The following is a 23832-nucleotide window of genomic DNA, read 5'->3' as shown; positions in this document are numbered from 1 at the left end:
CTCGCCCCGGCGTCATGGATTGCCGAGTGCGGCAATCAGATCCTCTGCCCGCGGGTGGGCAGCCAGCAGATCACCCACGTGCTCGGCACTGCCCCGGTAGGGGTCGGAGGTCGGCACCCGCGTCAGGTGTGCCCGGCCGGGCAGGTCGAAGACCACCGCGTCCCAGTTCGCCGCCTCCACCTGGGGGCCGTACCGCCGGAGCGTCTCACCGCGGAAGTAGGCCCGGGTGTCGGACGGGGGGTTGGCGATGGCGTGCTCCACCTGCTGGTCATCGACTAGGATCTCCACTCCCCCCGCTGCGGCCAGGCGGGCGTAGACGCCCTTCTCCGGGCGTAGATCGGACCACTGCAGATCCATCGCGGCCAGGCGGTGGTCGTCCCAGTCCGTCCCACGGCGGGCGCGCATGCCCTCCAGCAGGCGGAGTTTGGCCACCCACTCCACCTCCCGGGCGCACTGGGCCGGGTCGGTGGCCAGCCTGGACAGCACCTCGCGCCATCGCAGCAGGACGTCCCGGGTCTGCTCATCGATCCGGCCGCGCTCGTGCAGCGCCGCCCCGATCACGTCCGCGTAGATCTGTTGGATCTGTACCGCGGTCATGCTGCGGCCATCCTCCAGATCCACCTTCTCCCCCAGTGTCGGGTCCCGGCTGATCGTGCGGACCGCCGCGACCGGGTCGGCCAGTCGGAGCGCGGACAGTTCCAGCGGGACCTGCCCGGTCTCCAGCAGCCAGAGCAGGAGCGCGGTGGTCCCGAGCTTCAGGTAATTCGACACCTGGACCAGGTTGGCGTCACCGATGATCACGTGCAGGCGCCGGTAGTCGCGGGGATCGGCGTGGGGTTCGTCCCTGGTGTTGATGATGGGGCGGCGCAGGGTCGTCTCCAGGCCGACCTCCGCCTCGATGAAGTCGGCCCGCTGGGAGATCTGGTAACCCGGGTTCTCGCCATGCTGACCCAGGCCCACCCGGCCCGCGCCGCAGAAGATCTGCCGGGTCACCAGGAACGGGGTGAGGTAGTCCACGATGTCAACGAAGGGCACCCGGCGGTCCACCAGGTAGTTCTCGTGGGTGCCATAGCTCGCACCCTTGCCATCGGTGTTGTTCTTGTACAGGGTCACAGTAGGCATGCCGGGGATCTGGGCGAGCAACCTGCTGGCTCGCAGCGCGATCTCGTCGCCGGCCCGGTCCCAGGTAAGCGCTGCCAGCGGTCCGGTGGTCTCGGGTCCGGAGTACTCCGGATGGGCGTGGTCGACATAGAACCTGGCTCCATTGGTCAGCACGGCGTTGGCCACCAGCCCCTGATCCGGCTCCGGCGCGCCGCGGCGCTGTTCCCGGATGGCCGGCCAGTGTGACGTCGAAGCGGCATCGCTCGCCTCGGATCCAGGGGTATCGGTGAGTTGGCTCGGATGGGCCGCCCCGCGCTCCAGCCGCCAGCCCCGGGCATCGTTGAGCGGATCCTCATCGGAGTAGTCCCACCGCGGTGAGGTGCCTTCCGGGAGCGCGTGCCGGGCGTAGGCGGTGACCATCTGGGCCGACATCAGCATCGGGTTCAGCCCGGGACTGTCGCCCATGATGCCGAACTCGGTCTCCATGCCCACGATACGCCGCACACTCACCCACCCAGCCTAAGCGGCCGATCGCGGCGACGCCGCGTGTGCCTAGAGGTACTGGCCGGTGGGGCGCACGGACTCGATGGTGCGGCCGGCCTCGGGTGAACCCTTGTGCTGCACGATCGTGCGGATGAACACGATCTGCTCACCCTTCTTGCCCGACACCCGCGCCCAGTCGTCGGGGTTGGTGGTGTTGGGCAGATCCTCGTTCTCCTTGAACTCCTCCAGCGCGGCGTCCAGCAGGTGCTCCACGCGGATGCCCCGCACCCCGGAGGCGAGCAGATCCTTGATGGCCTTCTTCTTGGCCCGGTCCACCACGTTGGCGATCATCGCCCCGGAGTTGAAGTCCTTGAAGTACAGGATCTCCTTGTCCCCGCTGGCGTAGGTGACCTCGAGGAACTGGTTGTGAGGTTCGGTGGCGTACATCCTGCCCACCACCTGCTCGATCATCGCCGCCACGGCACAGTCCGGGTTGCCGTCGTGCTCGGCCAGGTCGTCTGGGTGGATCGGCAGGTCGGCCGTGAGGTACTTGCTGAAGATGTCCCGCGCGGCCTCGGCGTCGGGTCGTTCGATCTTGACCTTCGCGTCCAACCGCCCGGGCCGCAGGATCGCCGGGTCGATCATGTCCTCCCGGTTGGAGGCACCGATCACGATGACGTTCTCCAGTCGTTCCACGCCGTCGATCTCGCTGAGCAACTGGGGCACGATCGTGGTCTCCACGTCCGAGGACACCCCGGTGCCGCGGGTGCGGAACAGCGACTCCATCTCATCGAAGAACACCACCACCGGGATCCCCTGGGAGGCCTTCTCCCGGGCCCGGGAGAAGATGAGGCGGATGTGCCGCTCGGTCTCCCCGACGAACTTGTTCAGCAGTTCGGGGCCCTTGACGTTGAGGAAGTAGGACCGCGCCCGCCCGGCGGCGTCGGTTTCGGCGTCCTGGGCGGTGGCGGTCCTGGCCAGCGAGGTCGCCACCGCCTTGGCGATCAGGGTCTTTCCGCACCCGGGCGGGCCGTACAGCAACAGCCCCTTGGGGGGTTTGAGGCCGTGTTCGCGGAACAGTTCCGGGTGGGCGAACGGCAGCTCCACGGCGTCACGGATCTGGTCGATCTGGGCCGCCAGGCCTCCGATGTCGGAGTAGTCCACGTCCGGGATCTCCTCCAGCACCAGGTCCTCCACGTCCGAACGCAGGATTCGCTCGAAGGCGAACCCGGTGCGCCCGTCCACGGTCAGGGTGTCCCCCACCCGTACGTGCTCGTCCTGCAGCGACCCGGCCAGTCGCACCACGCGCTCCTCATCGGAGCGGCCCAGCACCAGTGCCCGGTCCTTGTCGAGCATCTCCCGGACCGTGACCAGTTCCCCGACCGGCTCGAACCCGCCGACGCCGACCACGGTCATCGCCTCGTTCAGCTGCACCTCCTGGCCCAGGGTCAACTCCTCCAGGGCCACCGAGGGTGAGACCCCGAGCCGCAACTTGCGGCCTGCGGACATCACATCGGCGGTGCCGTCGGAGTGCGCGCGCACGAACAGCGCGTAGGACCCCGGCGGCTTGCTCATCTCCTCCAGTTGGGTGCGCAACTCCACCAGTTGGGCACGCGCAGCGCTCAGTGCCTCGACCAGGCGTTCGTTCTTGCCGGCGAGGTCGATCGCCTGCTGGCGCAGTTCGCGCTCGCGCCCCGAAGGCGCCCCACCGGTGTCCACTGAGGGCATCTGAACCTCCTGGTGACCACTGTAAGCCAGGACCGACGACGACGGCGCAGCGGAGTCGGCCTGGTGGCCGCACCCTGATCAGGGCGCTGGGTCTTGGTCAGGCGCTGAGTCTTGATCAGGGACTGGGTCGGCCCCGGTACCGGACCGGTCTTCCGGTGGGTTCGGGGAGTCGGCGGCCGCCGCACGACGGCGCTGCTCGCGGCGTACCTTGCGCAGCCTCTTCGCGCTCAGATCCCGCTCGGCCAGGTCAGCGGAGAGATCGGCCTCGTCGAAGTCGGCCGCCGGTTCGGAGTAGGCCCCCGGCGCCGGACGACGACGGCGCAGCGGTGCCGGGGTGTCCGGTGCCATCCGCCGGGTGGTGAGCAGGAATCCGGTGTGGCCGATCATGCGATGCTCGGGCCGCACCGCCAGGCCCTCCAGGTGCCAGCCGCGCACCATCGACTCCCAGGCCACCGGCTCGGTGAACCGCCCGTCGGCCTTCAGGTCCTCGGCCAGCCGGGAGAGTTGGGTGGCGGTGGCCACATAGGCCAGCAGCACCCCACCGGGGGCGAGCGCGTCGGCGCACACCTCCAGGTTCTCCCACGGCGCCAGCATGTCCAGCAGGATCCGGTCCACCGAGCCCGGTTCGGCGCGCTCGGGCAACACCTCGGCCAGGTCCCCCACCGCCAGTTCCCACGCGGGGTGGTCACCGGCGAAGAAGTCGGTCACGTTGCCCTGGGCGATCTCGGCGAAGTCGGCGCGACGCTCCACCGACAGCAGCGAACCGTGATCACCCACCGCCCGCAGCAGCGACAAGGTCAGCGCCCCCGAACCCACCCCGGCCTCCACCACGCACGCCCCGGGGTAGATGTCGGCCTGGGTGACGATCTGCGCGGCGTCCTTGGGGTAGATCACCGCGGCACCACGGGGCATGGACAGCACGTAGTCACTCAGCAGGGGTCGCAGCGCCAGGTAGGCCACCCCGCCACTGGTGGTGACCACGCTGCCCTCGGGCGCACCGATCAGTTCGTCGTGGGCGAAGGAGCCCCGGTGGGTATGGAAGATCTTGCCGGTCTCGAGCACGATGGTGCTCAGCCGTCCCTTGGGGTCGGTCAGTTGCACCTTGTCGCCCGGTCGCAGCAGGCCTCGGCGGACCTGGGCTCCGGTAGGGATGTCGTGGCTCACGGCCGGTGAGTCTACGCGCCCAGCGCGTCGATGACGTGCTTCACGTCGAGCACCCCGCGGATGCCGGTCCGCCCGCTCGCCGGCGCGCCGAGCACGACGATCGTGCCGGCACCTGCCTGTGCAGCCCTGGCGACCTGGGCGACCGCCTCACTTCCGCGGGTGGTGGAGATCACCGCCACCGGGGGCACCGGCACCGAGACGGCGCCGAGCGTGGTGCGCGGCCGGGACGGCGCCGGCACCGAAGCGGCGGCCTGGTCCTGGACCAGTCCGGTCGGAGCGCCGTCGGCGGCGGTCAGCACGGTCACCGCGTGGCCCCCGCCGGCGCGGTCCCAGTCGGTCAGGCTGGCGGTCTCGGGCAACACGAGCGCCGGTTGCACCAGGGCGCTCAGATCCACCCCGGCGGTGGCTCGCTGGGCCTTGGCACGGCGCACCTCGGACTGCGCACCGAACCACAACACCCCGGCGATCAGCAGTGCCCAGACCAGGCGGAAGGTGCCGGTTCCCCCCAGCAGCAACGGCCACAGGCCCCAGAGGGCCACCCCCAGGGCCAGCACCTGGCCGCCACGGGCAGCCACCATCGTGCCGCTGGCGCGGTTGCCGGTGAGTTTCCAGACCGCAGCCTCCAGGATCCGGCCCCCGTCCATCGGCAGGCCCGGGAGCAGGTTGAACGCCGCCAGCACCGCGTTGACGTACACCACCGCGGAGAGCATCACATCGGCGGCGCTCCCCTGGCCCGCTGTGATCGGTATCCACATGAGCCCGGCGATCAGGGCATTCGCGGCCGGTCCGGCCACCGAGACCACAGCCGAGCGGCCCGGCCGGTCCAGGCCGTGGTCGAAGGCCGTGTGCCCGCCCCACAGGGTGAGCACGTACTCGGTGACGGGCACCCCGTAGAGCCGGGCGGTGAGCCCATGAGCCACCTCGTGGACCAGGATCGAAGCCAGCAGACCCGCCGGCAGCAGCGCCGCGATGAGATAGGTCCGCGGCGAGTCGCCGAGCAGCGCCTGGAATGTGGGCAGGAAGAGCACATACAGCACCGCCCCGAGCACCACCGAACCGGGCGCGAGGATCAGCGGCGTTCCCGCGATCCGCCCGATCCGCCAGCCCCGGGTGCGTGAGCGTCTCATCCCCGCCTGGTGCTTCCGGGCATCCTCACCGGCGCTGCCGGCAGGCGGTGAGGATCTGGCGCAGGTGGTGTACCGAGACCCCCTCGAGGGTGTCCAGCAGGACTCTCCCGGGTGCGGCGGGGATGGGCAGCAGCGCCGGAACCCCGATGGTGCAGGCACCTGAGGCCTGGGCAGCGGTCAGCCCCGGGACGGAGTCCTCGATCGCGATCGAGCCGGCGGCACTGACGCCCAGCCGGTCCATCGCAGTGAGATAGGGCTCGGGGTGCGGCTTTCCGTTGCTGACCGTGTCACCGGTGACCACGGCGGAGAAGGTCCCCTCGGGCAGGGAGTCGATGAACACGTCGGCCAGTTGCGCGTACGACATCGTGACCAGTGCCAACGGCACGCGCCGGGCGCGCAGTTCGTGCAGGAGTTCGGCCGCCCCGGGTCGCCATGGGATGCCGCCGTCCGCGACCCGGAGGGTGACCCGGTCCAGCAGGGTCTGCACGATCTCCTCGGTGGTGCCGCGGATCCCGGCCCGTTCGCGCAGGTGCTGGGCCGAGACCGACAAGGGCAGCCCCACCAGTTCCAGGGCGAGGGACTCATCCCACGTTCCCCCGTGTTCGGCGCACAGTTCCTGCTCAGCGGCGAGCCAGTGCGGCTCGGAGTCCATCAGGGTGCCGTCCATATCCCAAAGGACCGCTTCCAGTGGGTACCGCGGCTCAAGGGTCTCCTGACCTGCGAGAACGCTCTGAGAAGGGACATCCAAGTTGGGCTCCAGCCGTCGTCATCCGCGAAACGATGTGCAGGAACAGGCTAGTCGCATCGAAGTGCCCGGTACCGCCACCGGATCAGCCGTGGTCGAAATGCTCGTGACGTGACCCCACCTTGCGGGCTACCGTCAGATGGCCCCCGAGTTGTCCCGCGGATGCCAGGGCGCCATTGGCGAGCATGCTGAGCGTCACACCGGCACCGTGACGACCGCGGCGGCGCAGCAACCAGGAGGCAGCGTGCAGCCCGAGGGCCACCGAGTTGGCGCCGGCGTGCACCAGGCCCACCCGCCGGCTGCGGGCGTCGGTGCCGGCCCACTCGGCCCACCCGGTGATCGCGGTCGGCAGCGCTGCCAGGATGCCGAAGCCCAGCAGTCGCCTGGCGGCGGGGCGGGCGCGGGCGCCGCCGGTCACGTCCAGCACCGCGGTGCTGAGCCAGGCGCCGATCGGTGCGTCGCTGAGCAGGGGATGCAGTGCGTGTCCCAGTGCATGACCGTGCAACATCCGCCGTCGGCCCGCATCGGCGACGAGCGCATCAGCCAACGGTTGGACTGAATCGGCGTAGTCGTCCAACACGTCGGCTTCTTCGATCCGACTCATCATGCGGACCATCGTGGGCAGTCGACGACGCCTCATCCGAGGCTCCTTTGCGGAGCGGACGAGCACCTGGTCATGTGGATCTCCTTGGGTCGCCTCGAGCGCACGATGCCAGTGTGCGTCAGGGGTGCCCCACGTGCATCCCGAGCAATCCGGTAGGCGTGGCCGAGCGGGCCGTTGAGCTGGCTCGCGCCGCAAGCCGGGTAGGACCGTCTCACACCGGCCGGGGCATCCCGATGCGCACGTGCACCAGTGGGGAGAAGTGCACCACCGGTGACGTGTGCGGGTGCGGTAGTGCGTTCGCGGCGAACAACGCGGCCGGATCGCACCTGGCCCGCGCGGTGTGCAGCGGCCAGGGCTCGTGCTCGATCGGGGTACGCCAGATCCGTCCCCGGGTACGGCCGTACCCGTTCCATCTGCCGGTGAGGAAGTTCTCGAGCGGGCTCGGATGCTCAATCCGCTCGCCGGCCTCCACCTCCGCGCCGAACCATCCATGGCCCGCCCGGCGCCGGGAGGTGTACTGAACCGCGCCGCCGCGCTCACGCTGATCCGTGGTCGAACGCTGGTAGGGCAGGCCGAGTTGGCGCAGCAGCACGGTGACGGGCAACCGTGAACACTCCAGGGAGAAGAACCAGACCCCGTCGTGCCCATCTACGCCGTGTACGTATGTACGCACGTTCACCTCGGTGAAGTCCGGCACGAGCGCGAAGGCGCCCTCCGGTGCACCGAAGTACTGCATCCGGAAGGGAGTGATGCTCACCCATGCGGTTCCCTCGAAGGTGTCCACCACCAGAGCCGGCGGTATCAACGCCTGCAACCTCGCCGCCTCGATAGGCCAGTGCAGGAAGGTCAGGTTTCGCCAGTGCTGAACATTGATCGCGACGGGTACCCGGTGCTCCGGATGTCGACTGGGCATCGTAATCCTCCGCCTCTGCCGGTGCCGCCGGACTCGCAGATGCTGAGCAGCACTGGGCGGCTTAGCCTCAAGTATGGTTTCCGACCGCAACTCCGACCGCAACCCCGCACACGAGGTTCCGTCCGCCTCCCTCCTGGATGGGGTGCGTGCGCTAACCCGGGTTCTGACACCGGTGGCGGCCGGCGGTGCGATCGTGCGCCGCCCACTTATGATGCTGCTCTCTCAGAAGGCCGGCCTCGACAAGCAAGCGGTCCGCACCATGCAGCACCTGCGAGACCGGTACGGCCCCGGACCGGTGCAGGTGCGGCTGCCCGGGCGTCGGTTCACCTTCGTCCTGGAACCGGACCAGGTGCACCGGGTGCTGAACGAGTCACCGGAGCCGTTCTCCCCCTCCACCCGCGAGAAGCGCGGGGCCTTGGGTCACTTCCAACCCGAGGGAGTGCTCATCTCCTCCCCCGAGGAGCGCACCGTCCGCCGCCCCTTCAACGAACAGGTCCTGCAACCGCAGCGCCGTACCCATGAGCACGGGCAGCGGATGCGCGCGGTGGTCGCCGAGGAAATGAACGCCCTGCTGGACCATGCCCGCCTCACCGGCACCCTGGACTGGCCGGGTTTCGCGACTGCCTGGCACCGCATGGTCCGCCGCGTCGTCCTCGGCGGTACAGCCCGCCACGATCACGCCGTGACCAACGATCTGTTGCGCCTGCGCAAGGACGCGAACTGGTCCTTCCTCAAACCTGCCCGAACGAGGCGCCGGCAACGGTTCCTGGAGCGGCTGGCAGACTACGTGGAGCTGGCCGAACCGGGCAGTCTGGCCCAGATGGTGGCCCGCACCCCCGGCCCGGAGGGCACCGCCAAGCACCACCAGATCCCGCAGTGGCTGTTCGCCTTCGACGCCGCGGCCTGGGCCACCTACCGTGCGTTAGCGCTCCTGGCCACCCATGACGGACATGCGGGCACCGCCCGGGAAGAGGTCGAAACCGCGGGGGCCGACGCTGACTTTCCCTACCTGCGTGCCTGCATCCTGGAGTCACTGCGCCTGTGGCCCACCACCCCCGCGATCCTGCGAGACACCACCCAGGCCACGACCTGGGCCGGTGGGACGCTACCCGCCGGTGCCTCCATCATCGTGTTCGCCCCGTACTTCCACCGCGACCACACCCGGATCTCCCGCGCGCACCGGTTCACCCCGGACCTGTGGCTGCGCGCGCGCACCGATGAGGACTGGCCGCTGGTGCCGTTCAGCGGTGGGCCGGCGATGTGCCCGGGGCGCAACGTCGTCCTGCACACCGCCGGCGCGGCGCTGGCGCAGTTGGTCAGCGCCGAGGAGTTCACGCTGGTGGATCCACCGCTGAGCCCCCGGCGGGCACTGCCCGGTGGGATCAGTCCGTTCCATCTGCGATTCCGGCTCTCCGGGCCGTGACGACGTAGGCTATTGGGGTGAGTTCCGTCCCCCGCCACCGCCGTAGCGAAGAGCCCGACCCGGCCGATGAGATCCCGCCTGCCATGATGCTGGCCTCCTTCGAGGGCTGGAATGACGCCGGTTCCTCGGCGAGCACCGCGCTGAAGATGATCGCCGATGCCTGGGACGCCCGGGAGATGCGCCAGATCGACCCGGACTCCTACCACGACTTCCAGGTGAACCGACCGGTGGTCCAACGCACCCCGGACGGCTCCCGCGCGCTGACCTGGCCCTCCACCACCGTCTCGGTGACGGTGACCCCGCAGACCGGTCGGCGGCTGGTGCTCGCCCGCGGCACCGAACCCTCACTGCGTTGGCGGGCGTACTGCAACGAGTTGCTGGACGCCGCCGAGGACCTGGACGCGGGCACCATCGTGTGCGTGGGCGCCCTGCTCGCCGACGTGCCGCATACCCGGCCGATACCGGTGCAGACCAGTTCGGACGACCCGCGCGTGCAGGCCCTGCTCGGGGTGGAGGACGGCGACTACGAGGGACCCACCGGGATCGTGGGCGTGCTGGCGCAGATGGCGCTGGACCGCGGCCTGCACTCCTTGTCCATCTGGGCTGCCGTTCCGCACTACGTTGCCCAGCCCCCTTCCCCGAAGGCCACCCTGGCCCTGCTGACCGCTCTGGAGGAACTCCTCGGTGAGCCCGTGCCCACCGGGGACCTGGTCGAGGACTCCCGGGCCTGGCAGGACGGGGTGAATGAACTCGCCGAGGAGGACCCGGAGGTGGCCGAGTACGTGCGCCAACTGGAGGAGGCCAAGGACACCGCCGACCTTCCCGAGGCAAGCGGTGAAGCCATCGCGCGCGAGTTCGAGCGGTTCCTGCGCCGCCGCGACACCGGCGGCGGACCCGTCTCCGGGAGCTGACCCCGGTTTCAGCCGGCCACTGCGCCCCGACCGGCGCGCAGGTCCACACCGAGTAGAGCATCGACGGCGTCCGCCACCAGGGCGGCATCGGCGGCGGTGGAGGTCCCGTCCGCCCAGGCGTCCACGGCCGCGAGTGCAGCCGGCGTGTCCAGATCCTCGGCGAGCGCCGAACGGACGCGGGCGAGGACGTCCTCGCCCGCCGAGCCCGCTCCCGAACCCGGTTTGTGGCCGGCGGCCTCGGCGTGCTGCAGCGTCCCCTGCCAGCGCTCCAAGCGCCGGGTGGCTTCGGTGAGCAGTCCGGTGGTGTACTCCCAGTCCACCGAATAGTGGTTGGCCAGGACCGCCAGGCGGATGGCTGCCGGTGGTACGTCGTCCAGGAGGTCGGAGACGAACACCAGGTTGCCCAGGGACTTACTCATCTTCTCGCCCTGGTAGGCCACCAGTCCGGTATGCACGAACGACGACGCCGGCTCAGGGTTCCCGGTCAGCACCCGCAGGTGGGAGGTGCTCATCTCGTGGTGGGGATAGATCAGGTCGGTGCCCCCGCCCTGGACGTGGAAGGGCACGCCCAGGAAGTGCTCGGCGATCACCGCGCACTCGATGTGCCAACCGGGCCGGCCCCGGCCCAGCGGACCGCCGTCGAAGTCCGGTTCGTCCGGCCGGGCGGCGCGCCACAGCAGTGGGTCCCTCGGGTGCTTCTTGCCGGGCACCTGCGGGTCACCGCCGCGTTCGGCGAAGTAGCGGTCCATGGTGGCCTCATCGAGCCGCCCCACACTGCCGGCTCGGTCATCGGAGGCGATGTCAGCATAGATGTCCGGTCCCCGCTCGTCGTCCCCCGGGTGCACTCGGTACGCTCCGCCGGCCTGCAGCATCCGCGCGACCGCCTCGGCCACCAGGTCCGTGGTCTCGGCCACCCCGATGTAGTGATCCGGGGCCAGCACGCGCAGCGCGCTCATGTCTGAGACGTACAGGGCCACCTGGTCCCGGGCCAGTTCCTGCCACGGCACGCCGGTCTGGCGGGCCCGCTCCAACAGCGGGTCGTCCACGTCGGTGACGTTCTGCACGTAGTTCACCTGGAGGCCGGCATCACGCCAGGCGCGGACCAGGGTGTCGAAGGCGATGTAGGTGGCTGCGTGGCCCAGGTGGGTGGAGTCGTACGGGGTGATCCCGCATACGTAGATCCGCGCCTGCTCCTCCCTCACGGGTTGGGCCAGGCCACCGGTAAGGGTGTCGCGAACCCGGGGCGCGATACCGCCGACAGGAAGGGTGGGCACGGGAGGGGAAGACCAGGACTGCACGTACCTCACCCTATCGGCGAAATGAGGGCATCCTCCGGCAGCGCTGTCAGCACCCCGGCGGCCAACAGACCGAATACCACCGCAGCCAGGATGATTCGGTAGATCACGAACGGCAGGTAGGAGTAGGTGGACACGATGCGCAGGAACGCGATGATCACCACATAGCCCACGACTGCGGCCACGAGGGTGGCGAGTGCGGTGTTCGCCGGCCCCGCCTGGCCGCCGGTGCCGGCGGAGCGGATCAGCTGGAAGAATCCCGAACCCATCACCGCCGGGATCGCCAGCAGGAAGGAGTACCGCGCGGCCGCCTCCCGGGTGTAGCCCATCAGCAGCCCCGCGGTGATGGTGCCGCCGGACCGGGACACCCCCGGGATCAGCGCCATCGCCTGGGCCAGGCCGAACAACAGCCCGTGCTTCCAGGTCAGTTCCTCCAGGGTGCGCCGCTTGGCTCCCACCCGGTCCGCCCAGCCCAGGATCAGGGCGAAGATGGCCAGCACGGCGGCGGTGATGTACAGGTTCCGCAGCGCGTATTCGATGGTTTCGGCGAACGTCAGACCGGCGATCACGATCGGCAGGGAACCCAGAATGATCAGCCAGCCCATTCTGGCGTCGGGATCATCGGTGGAAATCTGCCGCCGCCAGGGACCGATCGGCAGCGATTTGAACCAGTGGCTGATGATCCGGGCGATGTCCTTGCGGAAGTAGACCAGCACCGCGGTCTCCGTGCCGATCTGGGTGATCGCGGTGAACGCAGCACCCGGGTCGGTGCCGCCGGGCAACAACTCCCCCACGATTCGCAGGTGCGCGCTGGAGGAGATCGGCAGGAACTCCGTGAGCCCCTGCACCAATCCCAGAATGATCGCTTCCCACCATGTCACGACGCCCAAGACTAGACGTCCCGGACCGGTAGCCTTCACTGCCATGGACCTTCGGCGTGTGGGCAACAGTGGACTGCGGGTGGCCTCTGTCGGCCTGGGCACACTCACCTGGGGCCGCGACACCGATGAACACGAAGCCGAGGAGCAGCTCCGGGCCTACCTCGATGCGGGCGGCAACCTGGTGGACACCTCGGCCACCTATGGCGACGGCAGGGCCGAGGAGGTCATCGGCGCGCTCCTGGAACGCAGCGTGGACCGGGAGGAGGTGCTGCTGTGTTCCAAGGCCGGGGTGCGCACCGATGCCGCCGGCGCCCGCCCGGACACCTCTCGCGGGGCGCTGCTGGACTCCCTGGACGCCTCGCTGGACCGGCTGGGCACCGACCACCTGGACCTGTGGCTGGTGCAGGCCCCGGACGGGAGCACCCCGTTACGGGAGACGCTTTCGGCGCTGCGTGCGGCGGTGGTGTCCGGGCGCACCCGGTACGTGGGGCTGTCCAACTTCCCGGCCTGGCAGCTGGCCCGGGCGGCGACCCTGCTGGACGCCGACGAGACGTTCCTGACCGCTGCGCAGATGGAGTACTCGCTGCTGCAGCGCGGCATCGAGCGGGAACTGGTGCCGGCAGCCGATGCTTGCGGCGTGGGCATCCTGGCCTGGTCCCCGTTGGGACGTGGGGTGCTGTCGGGCAAGTACCGCCGCTCGGTGCCGGCTGACTCCCGGGGAGCCTCTCCGCACCTGCGGGGCTTCGTCGAGCCGTACCTGACCGCTCACGCCCGCTCGGTGGTGGAGGCCGTGTCCACCGCCGCCGAGGGGCTGGGCCGCTCCCCCGTCGAAGTAGCCCTGGCCTGGGTACGGGATGCACCCGGGGTGGCCTCCGCCGTCGTCGGGGCTCGTACCCCGGCACAGTTGCGCGGTTCGCTGGCCGCATCCGACCTGGAACTACCCGGGCAGATCCGGCAGGTGCTCGATGAGGTCACCGAGGTGGAGTTCGGCTATCCCGAGCGACGATGATCGCGCCCGCGCTCGTTTCTCAGCGGTCGGCGTCGGGTTCATCGAGTTCGTCGAGTTCTTCCACCGCCGGCAGATCGTCGTCATCATCGTCGTCCACGTCGATGATGTCGACGTCGTCCTCCCAGTCGTCGTCATCGTCGTCGCCGTCGTAGACGACGAACGGGGTGTCCACCTCGTAGGCGTCGTACAGCGCCTCGTCATATGTGTCGAAGGCGTCCATGAGCGTGTCGGCGGCATCGATCACGGCTGGAGCGTCGCCGTCCCGGGTGCCGGCGACGGCGTGCAGGTGCGCGCTGAAAGCAGCGAAGAGCCGGTCCAGGGCGGCCTGCGGATCAGTTGCCATATGCGCACGGTAGCGCGCATTGACCACGGGCGACAGACCTATAAGGTGTGCCCATGCAGGACGTGTCGATACTGCCGGCGCAGACCGGCTCGGCTCATTACGAGACGCGGGTGTTCACCCTCCCCGCCCGATCAAGCCGGCACGATGTGCGCCGGTTGCTCACCGAGCACGCCGAGTACGGCCGGTGGGAACTGGCCCGGCTGTGCCTGTATGCCGGCGGGGAGCGCAAGGTGTGGCTCCGACGCAAGATCTACCGGGTGCACTCCACGCTCTGAGGGCCTCAACAGGTGCGCAGGAACCGCTCCAGCACCCGGACCCCGAACTCCAGCGAACTCACCGGTACCCGCTCGTCCACGCCGTGGAACATGCCGGCAAAGTCCAGTTCGGGCGGCAGCAGGAGCGGGACGAACCCGTAGCCGGTGATGCCCAGTTTCGACAGGGCCTTGTTGTCGGTGCCACCGGAAAGCATGTAGGGCAGCACCACCGCACCGGGGTCCTCGGCATCCAGGGCGGCGATCATCGCCTCGACCAGGTCGCCTTCGAAGGGAACCTCCAATGCGGTGTCGCGGTGGATGGGCTCCACCCGGACGTGCTCACCGGCAAGTTCGGCGATCTTGTTCACGGTGGCTTCTTCCTGTCCGGGCAGGAACCGCACGTCGATGGCCGCCTCGGCGCTGCCGGGGATCACGTTCGCCTTGTACCCGGCGTCGAGCCGGGTGGGGTTGGCGTTGCCCGAGAGGGTGGCACCGACGAACTTGCTCGCCCCACCCAGGGAGTTGATCAGGACCCGCAGGTCCTCCGGATTGTCCGGGTCCACGGTGGTGCCGGTCAGTTCGGCCACTCCGTCCAGGAGTTTGCGCACGGTGGGGCCCAGGGTGATGTCCCATTGGTGCGCCCCGATCCGGGCCACGGCCGCGGCCAGGTGGGTGACGGCGTTCTCGGTGTTGATCTGTGAACCGTGGCCGGCGCGGCCCTCGGCGATCAGCCTGGTCCAGGCGATGCCCTTCTCGGCGGTCTGCAGCAGATAGGCCCGGCGTCCGTTGACCTCCACACTGAAACCGCCGACCTCGCTGATCGCCTCGGTGGCTCCCTCGAACAGTTCGGGCCGGTTGTCCACGCTCCAGTGCGATCCCCACACCCCGCCGGCTTCCTCATCGGCGAAGAAGGCCACCACCAGGTCACGGGGCGGGCGCCAGCCGGTGCGCTTCATGTCGCGCAGGACCGCCAGGATCATCGCGTCCATGTTCTTCATGTCCACGGCTCCGCGGCCCCAGATCATCCCGTCCATCTCGTCGCCGCCGAACGGGTCCATCTTCCAGTCCTGGGCCTGGGCAGGCACCACGTCGGTGTGCCCGTGCACCACCAGCGCGGGCCGTTCCCGGTCGGTTCCCGGGATGCGCAGCACCACGTTGGCACGCCGGTCGGTCGACTCGAAGTACTCCGGGTCCCAGCCGACCTCGGTCAGTTTCTCCATCACGAACTCGGCGGCCTCCCGCTCCCCCGGGCCGGACCCGTCACCGTAGTTGGAACTGTCGATCCGGATCAGCGCACGGCACAGGTCCACCACATCGAGTTCAGGGGTCATCTCTTCCACCAATCCACGTCGTTCCGGCACGGGCGGGCGCAAGGGCCGCATCAGGGCGGGCACGAGGCCTCATCTGTTCGCACGATACCGGTCGCGGGTGGAGCACCCGGCCGACGTCGACCGGCTGCCGTGGCCGACGTGTCAGTATCCGAAGGCCAACGGCGCCTCGTCGTCGGTCTCCACCCACACCGACTTCGCCTGGGTGTACTCCGCCAGCCCGTCGGTTCCGCTGGAGCGGCCGAACCCGCTGTCGGCGAACCCACCGAAGGGTGACATCACGTTGATCGTCTTGTAACTGTTCACCCACACGGTTCCAGCGCGGATACCCCGTGCCACCCGGTGTGCCCGCTCGACGCCGCCGGTCCAGACGGCGCCGGCCAGGCCGAATCGGGTGTCGTTGGCCAGGGCGATCGCTTCGTCCTCGTCCTCGAACGGGATCGCGGCCACCACCGGACCGAACACCTCCTGCTGGGCGATGGCATCGGAGTTGGTCACATCGGCAAGGACCGTGGGCCGGTAGAAGTAGCCGTGGGCGGGCATCGCCGTGGACTTGGTCACCGCCCGTGCGCCTGCTTGCGCGGCGGCTCCGACCATCTGGCGGACGCGCTCGAGTTGGGGCTTGTTCTGCAGCGGCCCCACCTGGGTGCTCTCGGACAGGGGGGGACCCACCGTGATCCGATCGGCCAGTTCGGCCAGCCGCTCCACCACCTCGGCATAGGCCTGTCGCTGAACCAGCAGCCGGGAACCTGCCACGCAGCTCTGCCCGGCTCCGGAGAATATCGCCGCTGCGGCACCGCCCACCGCCCGGGAGATGTTCGCGTCGGCGAAGACGATATTGGCCGACTTCCCTCCCAACTCCAGCACGCACGGGATCAACTCGGCGGCAGCCGCCGCTGCTATCCGGCGCCCGGTGGCCGGGGACCCCACGAACACCACCTTGTTGACGCCGGGGTGAGTGACCAGGCGCGCGCCAGCAGTCGGCCCCAGGCCCGCGATCACGTTCACCGCCCCGGCTGGGACACCGGCCCGCTCAGCGAGCCGGGCCAGCACCACCGTGCTCAACGGCGTGGACTCCGAGGGCTTGATCACCACGGCGTTGCCTGCGGCGAGGGCCGGTGCGATCTGCCACCCACCGGTGAACACCGGGGCGTTCCACGGAGTGATCTGGGCGATCACGCCGTAGGGCTCCCGGATGGTGTAGTTCAGGTGGGAGGTGGGCACCGGAATGACTTCTCCGTGCTGCTTGTCCGCCCAACCGGCGTAGTACTCGAACATCTCGGCCACCTTGGCCACTTCGGCACCGGCGTCGCGCAGGGGTTTGCCCGCCACCGTCGCCTCCAGGTGCGCCAGCGGCTCGGCCTCGGCCCGGACCTCTTGCCCGAGTTGCCACAGCGCCTGCCCGCGGGCCGAGGCGGTCATCTGCTGCCAGCGGCGGGCGCCCTCGGTGGCTGCTGCCACCGCCGCGTCGACGACATCGGCTCCACCATCGGCATAGGTGGTCAGCACCTGACCGGTGGTGGGGTCCACCAGGTCCACTGCCTGCCCGGTGCCGCTGAGGAGCTCCCCGCCGACGTGACTACCGGTGCTCGAACCGGGAAAGTACGTCTCGACACTGTCCATCAGAGATCGACCATCCTGTTGAAGTCCGCCTCCGGCCCGGCGGTGGTCAGCAGGTCCTGCCAGGCGCTCACGGCTGTGCCCGACAGCGGGTTGTCCACTCCCATTTGCCGGGCCACCTGATCGGCGAGCGCGACATCCCGGGCCATCAGTTTCACCGGGAAGCCGGAGTCGTAACTGCCGGACAACACCCATCGGGGCATGTTGACCTCGGTCACCGCGCTGCGTCCGGAGGCTCCGTTGATCGCGGTGAGCAACCGCTCGGCGTCCACCCCGGCGGCTCGGGCCATCGCCCACGCTTCCCGGGCGGCAGTGAGGTGAATGGCGCAGAGCAGGTTGTTGGCGAGTTTGGCGATATTACCCGCCCCGACCTCGCCGACTCGGGTGATGGTGGTGGCCATCGGCGCCAGTACCCGCTGGACGCGCTCCAACTCGGCCTCGGGGCAGCCCAGGAAGACGGTCAGGGTCTGGTTGCGCGCCCCTGCCGGTCCCCCGCTGACCGGTGCGTCCACGAGCACGTGATCGTGCCGCGACAGGGTCTGTGCCAGTTCGCGGGTGCTGGCCGGGTCGGAGGTGCTGGTGTCCACGATCAGTTTCGCGGGCAGATCCAGGTCCACCAGACCACCCGGGCCGGTGAGTACGTGGCGGACTTGCTCCGAACCCGGCAGGGACAGCAGGACTACGTCGGCCTGGGTCAGGGCCTCGGTGAGGTCGGCGCGCACCACGCCCTCGATCGTCACCTCGACCACCGGGTCCACCCCGTAGACCGTGCGCCCCGCTAGGCGTTGAGCCCGCGCCATCCCGCTGCCCATCTGGCCCAGTCCGATCACCGCGCAGGTGCTGTCCTGTTCCCTGCTGCTCTCCTGGGCGTCCGTGGTCGTCTCACGACCACTCATGTGGTCAGGCCCAGCATCAGTTCGGCGATCAGGACAGAGCCCAGGTAGGTGCCGACGAACACGAAGATCGCCACCAGCAACAACTTCCAACCCGACTTTCGCATCACCTTCAATTCCCGCTGGCTCACCGCCAGGCCGGCATAGGCCAGCGCCGGTACGGCCATCGCCAGGAAGTCCAGTTCGCCCACCAGGGAGACGACGAAGTCGCCCCAGGGAAGCATCGGCAGGGTCGCGGCGATCCCGACCAGGGAGATCCACGCCACGCTCGGCAGGTAGAACGGCACGAACTTGGTCAGCAGCACCCCGAGTACGCAGATCACGTACAACGCCCCCAAGCCCAGGGCGATCTCACCGAGGTTCATCTCTGTGGCGATCGCCTGTAGCGGGATGTTGACGATGGAGATCCACGCCACGTCGCGCAGGGTCTGCCCGAGGCGCATGCTGCGTTCATCTGCTTCGGCGGGTACGTCGTCGTCCACGCCGGACTGGTTCGCGCCGGCCTCGGGGACGAACCCCTCGTTCTCTGCGTGTGCGGTCATCGCACTACTCCCTTCCGTGCCGGCACGGGATCATTGGGCCGGGCCTTGCGATACATCCACTCCACCAACGGCAGCGCAACGAACAGGCTCATGTACATGCCGGTGGCATAGGTGAGCAGGTTGGAGGCGCCGGCCATAGCCAGGATCAGATCGGCAGATTCGGGCACCGTCTCGGCCAGACCACCCGAGCACGCGGCCATCATCGACCCGCTACCCACACCGCAGGCCATGGCCAGCGCCTCGATCCGGAAGACGTCCAGTGAGGCCAGCAGCGAGGCCATGAGCGCGAAGATGAAAGTGCCGAACAGCGTGCCCATCACGTACACCCCGAGCACGCCCATCCCCTCGGGACTGCGCAAACCGTACCGGTCGGCGATGATCGCCACATTGGGTTCACGTGCGATCGAGTGCACCGCGCCGATCGCCTCCCGGCGCAGTTTGAGCACCCATATCGCCAGCGGGAATGCCAGCAGGACCGTGGCCAGGTTGCCCAGTTCCTGCAGCACCAGGGCGGCCCCGGCGTCGATGATGTCGTAGATCGACGGTCCGATCGTGGTGCCGAATTTGGCGATGAAGGGCATGATCGCGATCACGATGAGCGGCGCGGCCGCGGCGGCCCGGCGGTCACTGACCAACTTCTTGGCCGCCGGGATCACGTGCGGGTTGAGGAGCAGGCACAGCACGAAGGCGTACAACATCGGCAGCAGCAGGATGGTGCCGAAGCCCAGCGGGATGGACTGTACGCCGATGAACTGGCTCACGACGGCCACGACGAGCACCGCCAGATGTAACGGCCAAAGCCGCAGGAATGTCTTCATCGACATCCACCTCTTTCCTATCCGTGGATGCCCAGAAGTTAGCAACATCACACCGTGTTGCACGAGACATCAACTCGGTCCCCACGGTGTTGCTCTCTAGGCAACACCCGCAGCAGTGGTGGAACTATGGCTGTGGCTGCGGGCGGCCGCCAAACATGGCGGCCGCGCACATCCACACGAGCGCGCGGGCCGCCGGAACCAAGCGCCGGTCTCGCCGGATCAACAGTCCGGCCCGAACCCTGGACAGTTGGGCATCGGCGATCGGGACGGTGGCCACGTCGCCGGCGTCGAGGGCGGAGCGCACCGCCACGGTGGGCAACAGGGTGACCGCACGGCCGCTGCGCACCGCCCGGATGAGGGTGGCCTGGGAGGCGCTCTCCAAGCGAGGTGTGACACTCACCCCGTGGTGCCGCAGGAACTGATCCTGGAGTGCGCGGATCCCGAACCGCTCGGGCAACATTGCCAGGAAGGCACCGTCCAGATCCGCCGGTCCCACTGCGTCCAGGCGTGTGAACGGGTGATCGGGCGGACACACCACCTGGAGCGGCTCCTGCCTGCTGCGCACGATCTGGACCTGGGGATCCGGGCGTGGGTGCAGCACGATCGCCACATCGGCGGTGTCGGTGATGAGCAGATCCACCAGATCATCGCTTCCAGCGGTGTGGAGGCAGACGCTGACGCCTGGGTGCTGCTCGAGGAAGCCGTCCAATGCCTTGCGCCACAAATCGGCAATGAATCCTTCACCGGCCGCGATCGTCACCGTCCCACGCGCCAAGCCCTTGAGGCCATCGAGTTGCGCGGCCAGTTGCACGCCAAGATCGTGCCGGTCGTGCGCCTGAGCCACCACGAGACGCCCTGCTTCGGTGATCTCGACACCCCGCACGCTGCGCTCGAACAACTGCATCCCGATCATCCGTTCCGCGGCGGCGATGGAGCGTTGCACGGCCGAGGCAGCCAGACCCAGTTCGCGTGCCGCGGCGCGGATCGACCCCAGTCTGGCCACCACTGCGACGTTGCGCAGTGCACGGTCATCGAGCATTCGCCGAGTGTGACACAGCCCACGGGGACACCTGGGGGGCCTCAGGGGCGCCCAGACCTGTACGGCGGCGGATCGGCGCGGATTGCCGCTCGTGGCCGCAGGAGCCCAAGTTCACGCCCACCGAAGGCGTGTGAAGTTCCACGGCCGACACGGCGCCACCATGTTGAGTACGGGTTAACACCTTGTACACTGGTCACCGCCGGGAAAGAGTCCCCGTCCCCCTCGGAGACGTTGAGATCCCGGCTAAGTCGCGACGGCCGAACGGCCCCCCTCTGAACGGCCGGTCGCGCGACGGCCCCGAGGCCTTGCCTCGGGGCCGTCTTATATCTGCGGCCGCCGATGTGGCCGGTTACCCGCCCCGAGGACGACGTGGCCGGTTACCCGCCCGATGACGACGCAGCAGGCCGGTGAACAGGTGTGCGCAGGCCGCAATGGAAGCCGCGGCGAGGGTGTCCCGCACCACGCCCGCGGCGGTGCGTGCGGGGCGTCCGGGACCGTGTTCGCGTGATATCTTGGCGGGCGTCGTTTGGAGTTCACAGGACGCGAGCGACACCCAGGTCCAGGTGGCGGAATTGGCAGACGCGCTAGCTTGAGGTGCTAGTGCCCTTTATCGGGCGTGGGGGTTCAAGTCCCCCTCTGGACACTCACACCTAGACACATCTAGACCCTTCTCGTAGCAGCCAACCGCATGATTTGGCGGTTCTCGCGGTCTTGGTTTCGCATCCTATGGCATCTAGTTCCACGGCGATACCCGCTGCGCAGCACACTAAATGGCACACCGATTAGCACACCAGCCGTAGCGGGGCACCGCCAACTGTCCCCCATCACCGAGGACGTCGAGGTGGCCCCAGGGCTGGTTTACCGGCCGCCCCGGAAAGCGGGACTAGTTGAGGGTCAAGCACCGCGAAACCCGTGAGTCATCTGCCTGCGCATGGGTCTAAGTAGACCGCTATTGCGTGCCAGCGGTCCGCAGGGTGCGCACCATCCGCACCGCAACGGCCTGCTACTCCTCGCTGTACCGACGTGCCGGCGGCCCTCCAGCGGTCTGTTTGTTCGCCATGACTCCATCCTCGCTTCCAAGGTCTGGAGTCTCCACCGAACCCAGTACGGTTCAGTTGCAAAACCCGCTGAACTGCGCCCACCCGCTTGGGACCGGATCCCACTGAAACCGGCGCTCCAGTCCAATGAGGCCGACGAGGGACGTGTGCTAGATGTGATAAATGTGAATATCGGTGTAGATGTTCACAAAGCTATTGGTGTGCCCTACGGTGTGCATGTGACAGGTCAACACGACACGCCGAAGCACTAGGCGCAGTTTCTCTCGGGATGGAGCGGTATGGGTTCAGCGCGGCCCGCACGTCGTGGTGTGGCATTCGTTTCTGCGCTTCTGTTGGGCGTCGGGCTCGGTGTCGGCTCAGCGGCTGCTAGTCCGCAGATCCCCAGCGAAGATGAGATCGACCAGTCCTGGCGGCAGGTCGAGGGTACTGCCGGGCAGGTAGCACAGCTTGAGGTACAACTGGCCGCCAACGCGGCTGACGTGGAGACCGCGCAGCAGGACGCGGCGATCGCCACCGACCAGTACAACCAGGCCGTGGTCGACCTGCAGGACGCCGAGGCCGCTGCGCAAACTGCCGCCGCCGACGCCGAGCGCGCGGATGCCGAGTTGCTGGTGGCCAGCCAGGACGTGGCCCGCCTGGCCATGGCCGCCTATCGCGACAACGGTGGGCTGGGCCACCTGGAGATGTTGGTCTCCTCCAGCGGAGTCAGCGATGTGCTCTACCGGGCCTCCGCCTTCGATCGGCTTGGGGGCGGTGCAGACGATGCGTTCCAGCGGTTGGACGCCGCTGAGATCATTGCCGCGCTGATGCACCTGCGCGCCGAGGAAGCGCTTGCCGAGCAGGCCGAGGTGGCGGCCGAACTCGAGATCGCCCACGACGAGGCCGAGCAGGCAGTCGCACACGCCGAACAGACCCAACAGGACACCCAGGCCCAACGCGGCGTGCTGATCGGGGAGTTGGCGCAGTTGCGCCAGACCTCCTACGAACTCGAGGAGCAACGTCAGGATGGGCTGGAGCAGCAGCGGCGGGAGCGGGAGAATGCCGCGGCAGCCGCAGCGCTGAACGTGCAGCCGGCGGCATCGGAATCGGATGTCTCCGCAGACGCAACTGGTGAGGACTCCGGTGGTGTCGACTCTGCTGATGAGGGCTCTGCTGCTTCCGACGACTCCGCGGACTCGGGACGTGCTGAGTCCGAAGACGACAGTTCCGATGGCCCCGGGGACTCCACCCCTTCACCAAGTCCGAGCCCAAGTCCAAGCCCGAGTCCGAGCCCGAGCCCAAGTCCGAGTCCGAGCCCGACCACCCCTCCTTCGGACGATGGCGGCTCCGGTAACGGTGACTCTGGCAGCGAGGACTCGGGTAACAGCGGTGGCAGCAATGGCGGCACCGGCGGGTCCGCTGCCAGCACCGGCCAGGCCGCGCTGAACTGGGCCATGGGCCAACTTGGTACGCCCTACCAGTGGGGTGGTGCCGGCCCGAACGGATATGACTGCTCCGGCCTGACTATGCGGGCATACCAGAACGCCGGGGTCAACCTGCCGCGTACCTCCAGGGAACAGTACGACGCCGTCAACAAAGTGCCTTTGGACCAGAGGCGACCCGGCGATCTGATCTTCTACTCCAACAACGGGCAGGCCAGTGGCATCTACCACGTGGCAATCTACGCCGGGAACGGCATGCGGGTGCAGTCTCCCCGGCCAGGTTCAACGGTAGAACACGTAACGGCATGGTGGACCAACGTGCTGCCGATGGCCGGCCGCCCCTGACCGGGCACAAGTTCAACTCGAGTTCGATAACGGTCGAGTTCGATGACTTGTGTTAAGTCGCAGGACATCGGTGCCGAAGACCAGCCGCACGGCGTCGGAGTCGGTTGACAAAGCCCTGGGCAGTTCGGCCTGCATGCTGGCCGGCCAGGTGTGCGGACCGGACCGGCACGTGCCACATGCGGGCGGCTATGTGCGGGACTGTCCAAGTTCGACACTTCTGTCATAGGCGGTACGCACCTGCTCCAGGTCCACACCGGCCCGCACGCAGTCGGCGATGCCGGCGGGGCCGAGGTTGCGGTCCAGGTAGGCCCCGAAGTCGGGCTCGTCTTTACCGGCCGGCACCCACCGGGCGCACTCGGTAGCGTTGTTGCCGGCGAAGGTTGCCGCCGTCTGCAGGTCTCCTGCCAGTCCGATTTCGTCCAGGTGTGCAAGTTCATCGGCGTCGAGTCCGCGGTTCCAGCGCTGGATGCAGCCTTTGCGCCATCCGGGTCCGCGACGGGCCATCGGCTCGGGCAAGTCGTACGGCATTTCGGAGGGGTGGGCGCGGGTCAGTTCACTGCCCGCCCAGTGGGAGTCCTCACCGACGAAGCCGAATGCTCCCCGGTATGGGTCGTGCCAGGCGCGGGCGTCGGAGGCCAGCCACGCCGGCGACGCAGGTGCGTGGCACCCAGTGGGTAGCCGAGTGCACCACGGCCAGGGGCTTGCGGGCGGCTTGCCCCGGTGAGCGGTCAAACGGGGACTCTTGTGACATGTGCGCTGCGATGTCCGAATCGAGTCATCTGCCGAC

General features: G+C 68.6%; 22 protein-coding genes and 1 tRNA gene. 6 read left to right on the top strand and 17 right to left on the bottom strand.

From position 1 onward, the window contains the following. Window positions 1–12 precede the first annotated feature (12 nt). The 7 genes from dop to ACO0LU_RS07900 all read right to left on the bottom strand — a co-directional run bounded on the left by dop (window position 13) and on the right by ACO0LU_RS07900 (window position 7865). The gene (dop, locus tag ACO0LU_RS07930) at window positions 13–1611 is read right to left on the bottom strand and encodes a depupylase/deamidase Dop (RefSeq protein ID WP_424790836.1); all 1599 of its coding nucleotides are present in this window, start codon (window positions 1609–1611) and stop codon (window positions 13–15) included. Between the two features lie 42 nt (window positions 1612–1653). After that, window positions 1654–3312 carry a proteasome ATPase gene (gene arc / locus ACO0LU_RS07925; protein WP_424790835.1) on the bottom strand — a complete coding sequence of 553 codons (1659 nt, stop codon included), beginning with the start codon at window positions 3310–3312 and terminating at the stop codon, window positions 1654–1656. A gap of 78 nt (window positions 3313–3390) precedes the next feature. Next, window positions 3391–4476: a tRNA (adenine-N1)-methyltransferase gene (locus ACO0LU_RS07920; protein ID WP_424790834.1), complete on the bottom strand. Its 1086-nt coding sequence runs from the start codon at window positions 4474–4476 to the stop codon at window positions 3391–3393. 11 nt (window positions 4477–4487) lie between these two features. Further along, entirely contained in the window at window positions 4488–5603 is a 1116-nt protein-coding gene (locus tag ACO0LU_RS07915) for a site-2 protease family protein (protein WP_424790833.1), read from the bottom strand. A 25-nt stretch (window positions 5604–5628) separates the two neighbouring features. Beyond that, window positions 5629–6351 (bottom strand): HAD family hydrolase, encoded by a 723-nt coding sequence (locus ACO0LU_RS07910; protein WP_424789156.1) that lies wholly within the window; start codon window positions 6349–6351, stop codon window positions 5629–5631. A gap of 82 nt (window positions 6352–6433) precedes the next feature. Beyond that, window positions 6434–6988, bottom strand: a complete 555-nt coding sequence (locus tag ACO0LU_RS07905) for a DUF2231 domain-containing protein (protein ID WP_424790832.1) — start codon at window positions 6986–6988, stop codon at window positions 6434–6436. Between the two features lie 175 nt (window positions 6989–7163). Continuing rightward, entirely contained in the window at window positions 7164–7865 is a 702-nt protein-coding gene (locus ACO0LU_RS07900; RefSeq protein ID WP_424790831.1) for a YqjF family protein, read from the bottom strand. 193 nt (window positions 7866–8058) lie between these two features. Between ACO0LU_RS07900 and ACO0LU_RS07895 the strand changes: the two genes are divergently transcribed. After that, a complete protein-coding gene (locus ACO0LU_RS07895; RefSeq protein WP_424790830.1) occupies window positions 8059–9288 on the top strand; it encodes a cytochrome P450 in 1230 nt (409 codons plus the stop codon). Between the two features lie 83 nt (window positions 9289–9371). Then, window positions 9372–10199 carry a PAC2 family protein gene (locus tag ACO0LU_RS07890; RefSeq protein WP_424791215.1) on the top strand — a complete coding sequence of 276 codons (828 nt, stop codon included), beginning with the start codon at window positions 9372–9374 and terminating at the stop codon, window positions 10197–10199. A gap of 8 nt (window positions 10200–10207) precedes the next feature. Here the strand turns inward: ACO0LU_RS07890 and mshC are convergent, their stop codons facing one another. After that, complete coding sequence (gene mshC, locus ACO0LU_RS07885) at window positions 10208–11497, bottom strand: cysteine--1-D-myo-inosityl 2-amino-2-deoxy-alpha-D-glucopyranoside ligase (RefSeq protein ID WP_424790829.1); 1290 nt, start codon at window positions 11495–11497, stop codon at window positions 10208–10210. Between the two features lie 5 nt (window positions 11498–11502). After that, entirely contained in the window at window positions 11503–12375 is an 873-nt protein-coding gene (locus tag ACO0LU_RS07880) for an undecaprenyl-diphosphate phosphatase (RefSeq protein ID WP_424790828.1), read from the bottom strand. A gap of 43 nt (window positions 12376–12418) precedes the next feature. Here ACO0LU_RS07880 and ACO0LU_RS07875 point away from each other — a divergent pair, with 43 nt between their 5' ends. After that, the gene (locus ACO0LU_RS07875) at window positions 12419–13384 is read left to right on the top strand and encodes an aldo/keto reductase (RefSeq protein ID WP_424790827.1); all 966 of its coding nucleotides are present in this window, start codon (window positions 12419–12421) and stop codon (window positions 13382–13384) included. A gap of 19 nt (window positions 13385–13403) precedes the next feature. On the opposite strand, the gene ACO0LU_RS07870 is transcribed toward ACO0LU_RS07875, so the two are convergent. Continuing rightward, window positions 13404–13727 (bottom strand): DNA primase, encoded by a 324-nt coding sequence (locus ACO0LU_RS07870; protein WP_424790826.1) that lies wholly within the window; start codon window positions 13725–13727, stop codon window positions 13404–13406. A 53-nt stretch (window positions 13728–13780) separates the two neighbouring features. Here ACO0LU_RS07870 and ACO0LU_RS07865 point away from each other — a divergent pair, with 53 nt between their 5' ends. Further along, complete coding sequence (locus ACO0LU_RS07865) at window positions 13781–14002, top strand: DUF5703 family protein (protein ID WP_424789165.1); 222 nt, start codon at window positions 13781–13783, stop codon at window positions 14000–14002. A 5-nt stretch (window positions 14003–14007) separates the two neighbouring features. Here ACO0LU_RS07865 and ACO0LU_RS07860 read toward each other — a convergent pair whose 3' ends face one another. The 6 genes from ACO0LU_RS07860 to ACO0LU_RS07835 form a co-directional block, all read right to left on the bottom strand. Next, window positions 14008–15312 (bottom strand): M20/M25/M40 family metallo-hydrolase, encoded by a 1305-nt coding sequence (locus ACO0LU_RS07860; protein WP_424790825.1) that lies wholly within the window; start codon window positions 15310–15312, stop codon window positions 14008–14010. 141 nt (window positions 15313–15453) lie between these two features. After that, on the bottom strand, window positions 15454–16932 hold the full coding sequence (locus ACO0LU_RS07855; protein WP_424790824.1) for an aldehyde dehydrogenase family protein: 1479 nt from the start codon (window positions 16930–16932) through the stop codon (window positions 15454–15456). Beyond that, a complete protein-coding gene (locus tag ACO0LU_RS07850) occupies window positions 16932–17825 on the bottom strand; it encodes an NAD(P)-dependent oxidoreductase (RefSeq protein ID WP_424790823.1) in 894 nt (297 codons plus the stop codon). Before ACO0LU_RS07850 ends, ACO0LU_RS07855 begins: the two co-directional genes overlap by 1 nt. Then, entirely contained in the window at window positions 17822–18364 is a 543-nt protein-coding gene (locus ACO0LU_RS07845) for a hypothetical protein (protein ID WP_424790822.1), read from the bottom strand. Before ACO0LU_RS07845 ends, ACO0LU_RS07850 begins: the two co-directional genes overlap by 4 nt. Beyond that, window positions 18361–19182, bottom strand: a complete 822-nt coding sequence (locus ACO0LU_RS07840) for a DUF3100 domain-containing protein (RefSeq protein ID WP_424790821.1) — start codon at window positions 19180–19182, stop codon at window positions 18361–18363. Before ACO0LU_RS07840 ends, ACO0LU_RS07845 begins: the two co-directional genes overlap by 4 nt. 124 nt (window positions 19183–19306) lie before the next feature. Further along, a complete protein-coding gene (locus ACO0LU_RS07835; protein ID WP_424790820.1) occupies window positions 19307–20221 on the bottom strand; it encodes a LysR family transcriptional regulator in 915 nt (304 codons plus the stop codon). Window positions 20222–20778: 557 nt separating this feature from the next. Between ACO0LU_RS07835 and ACO0LU_RS07830 the strand changes: the two genes are divergently transcribed. Then, window positions 20779–20864 (top strand) — tRNA-Leu (locus ACO0LU_RS07830). A 723-nt stretch (window positions 20865–21587) separates the two neighbouring features. Beyond that, window positions 21588–23045, top strand: coding sequence for an NlpC/P60 family protein (locus ACO0LU_RS07825; RefSeq protein ID WP_424789168.1), 1458 nt, complete (start codon window positions 21588–21590; stop codon window positions 23043–23045). Between the two features lie 186 nt (window positions 23046–23231). Here ACO0LU_RS07825 and ACO0LU_RS07820 read toward each other — a convergent pair whose 3' ends face one another. Next, a complete protein-coding gene (locus tag ACO0LU_RS07820) occupies window positions 23232–23573 on the bottom strand; it encodes a hypothetical protein (RefSeq protein ID WP_424789169.1) in 342 nt (113 codons plus the stop codon). Window positions 23574–23832 lie beyond the last annotated feature (259 nt).

This window comes from Pseudactinotalea sp. Z1748, from assembly GCF_049725185.1.
Classification (GTDB): Bacteria; Actinomycetota; Actinomycetes; order Actinomycetales; family Beutenbergiaceae; genus CALKWS01.
Note: the sequence above shows the minus strand (reverse complement) of the source record. Positions and strands in the feature narration are given on the sequence as shown.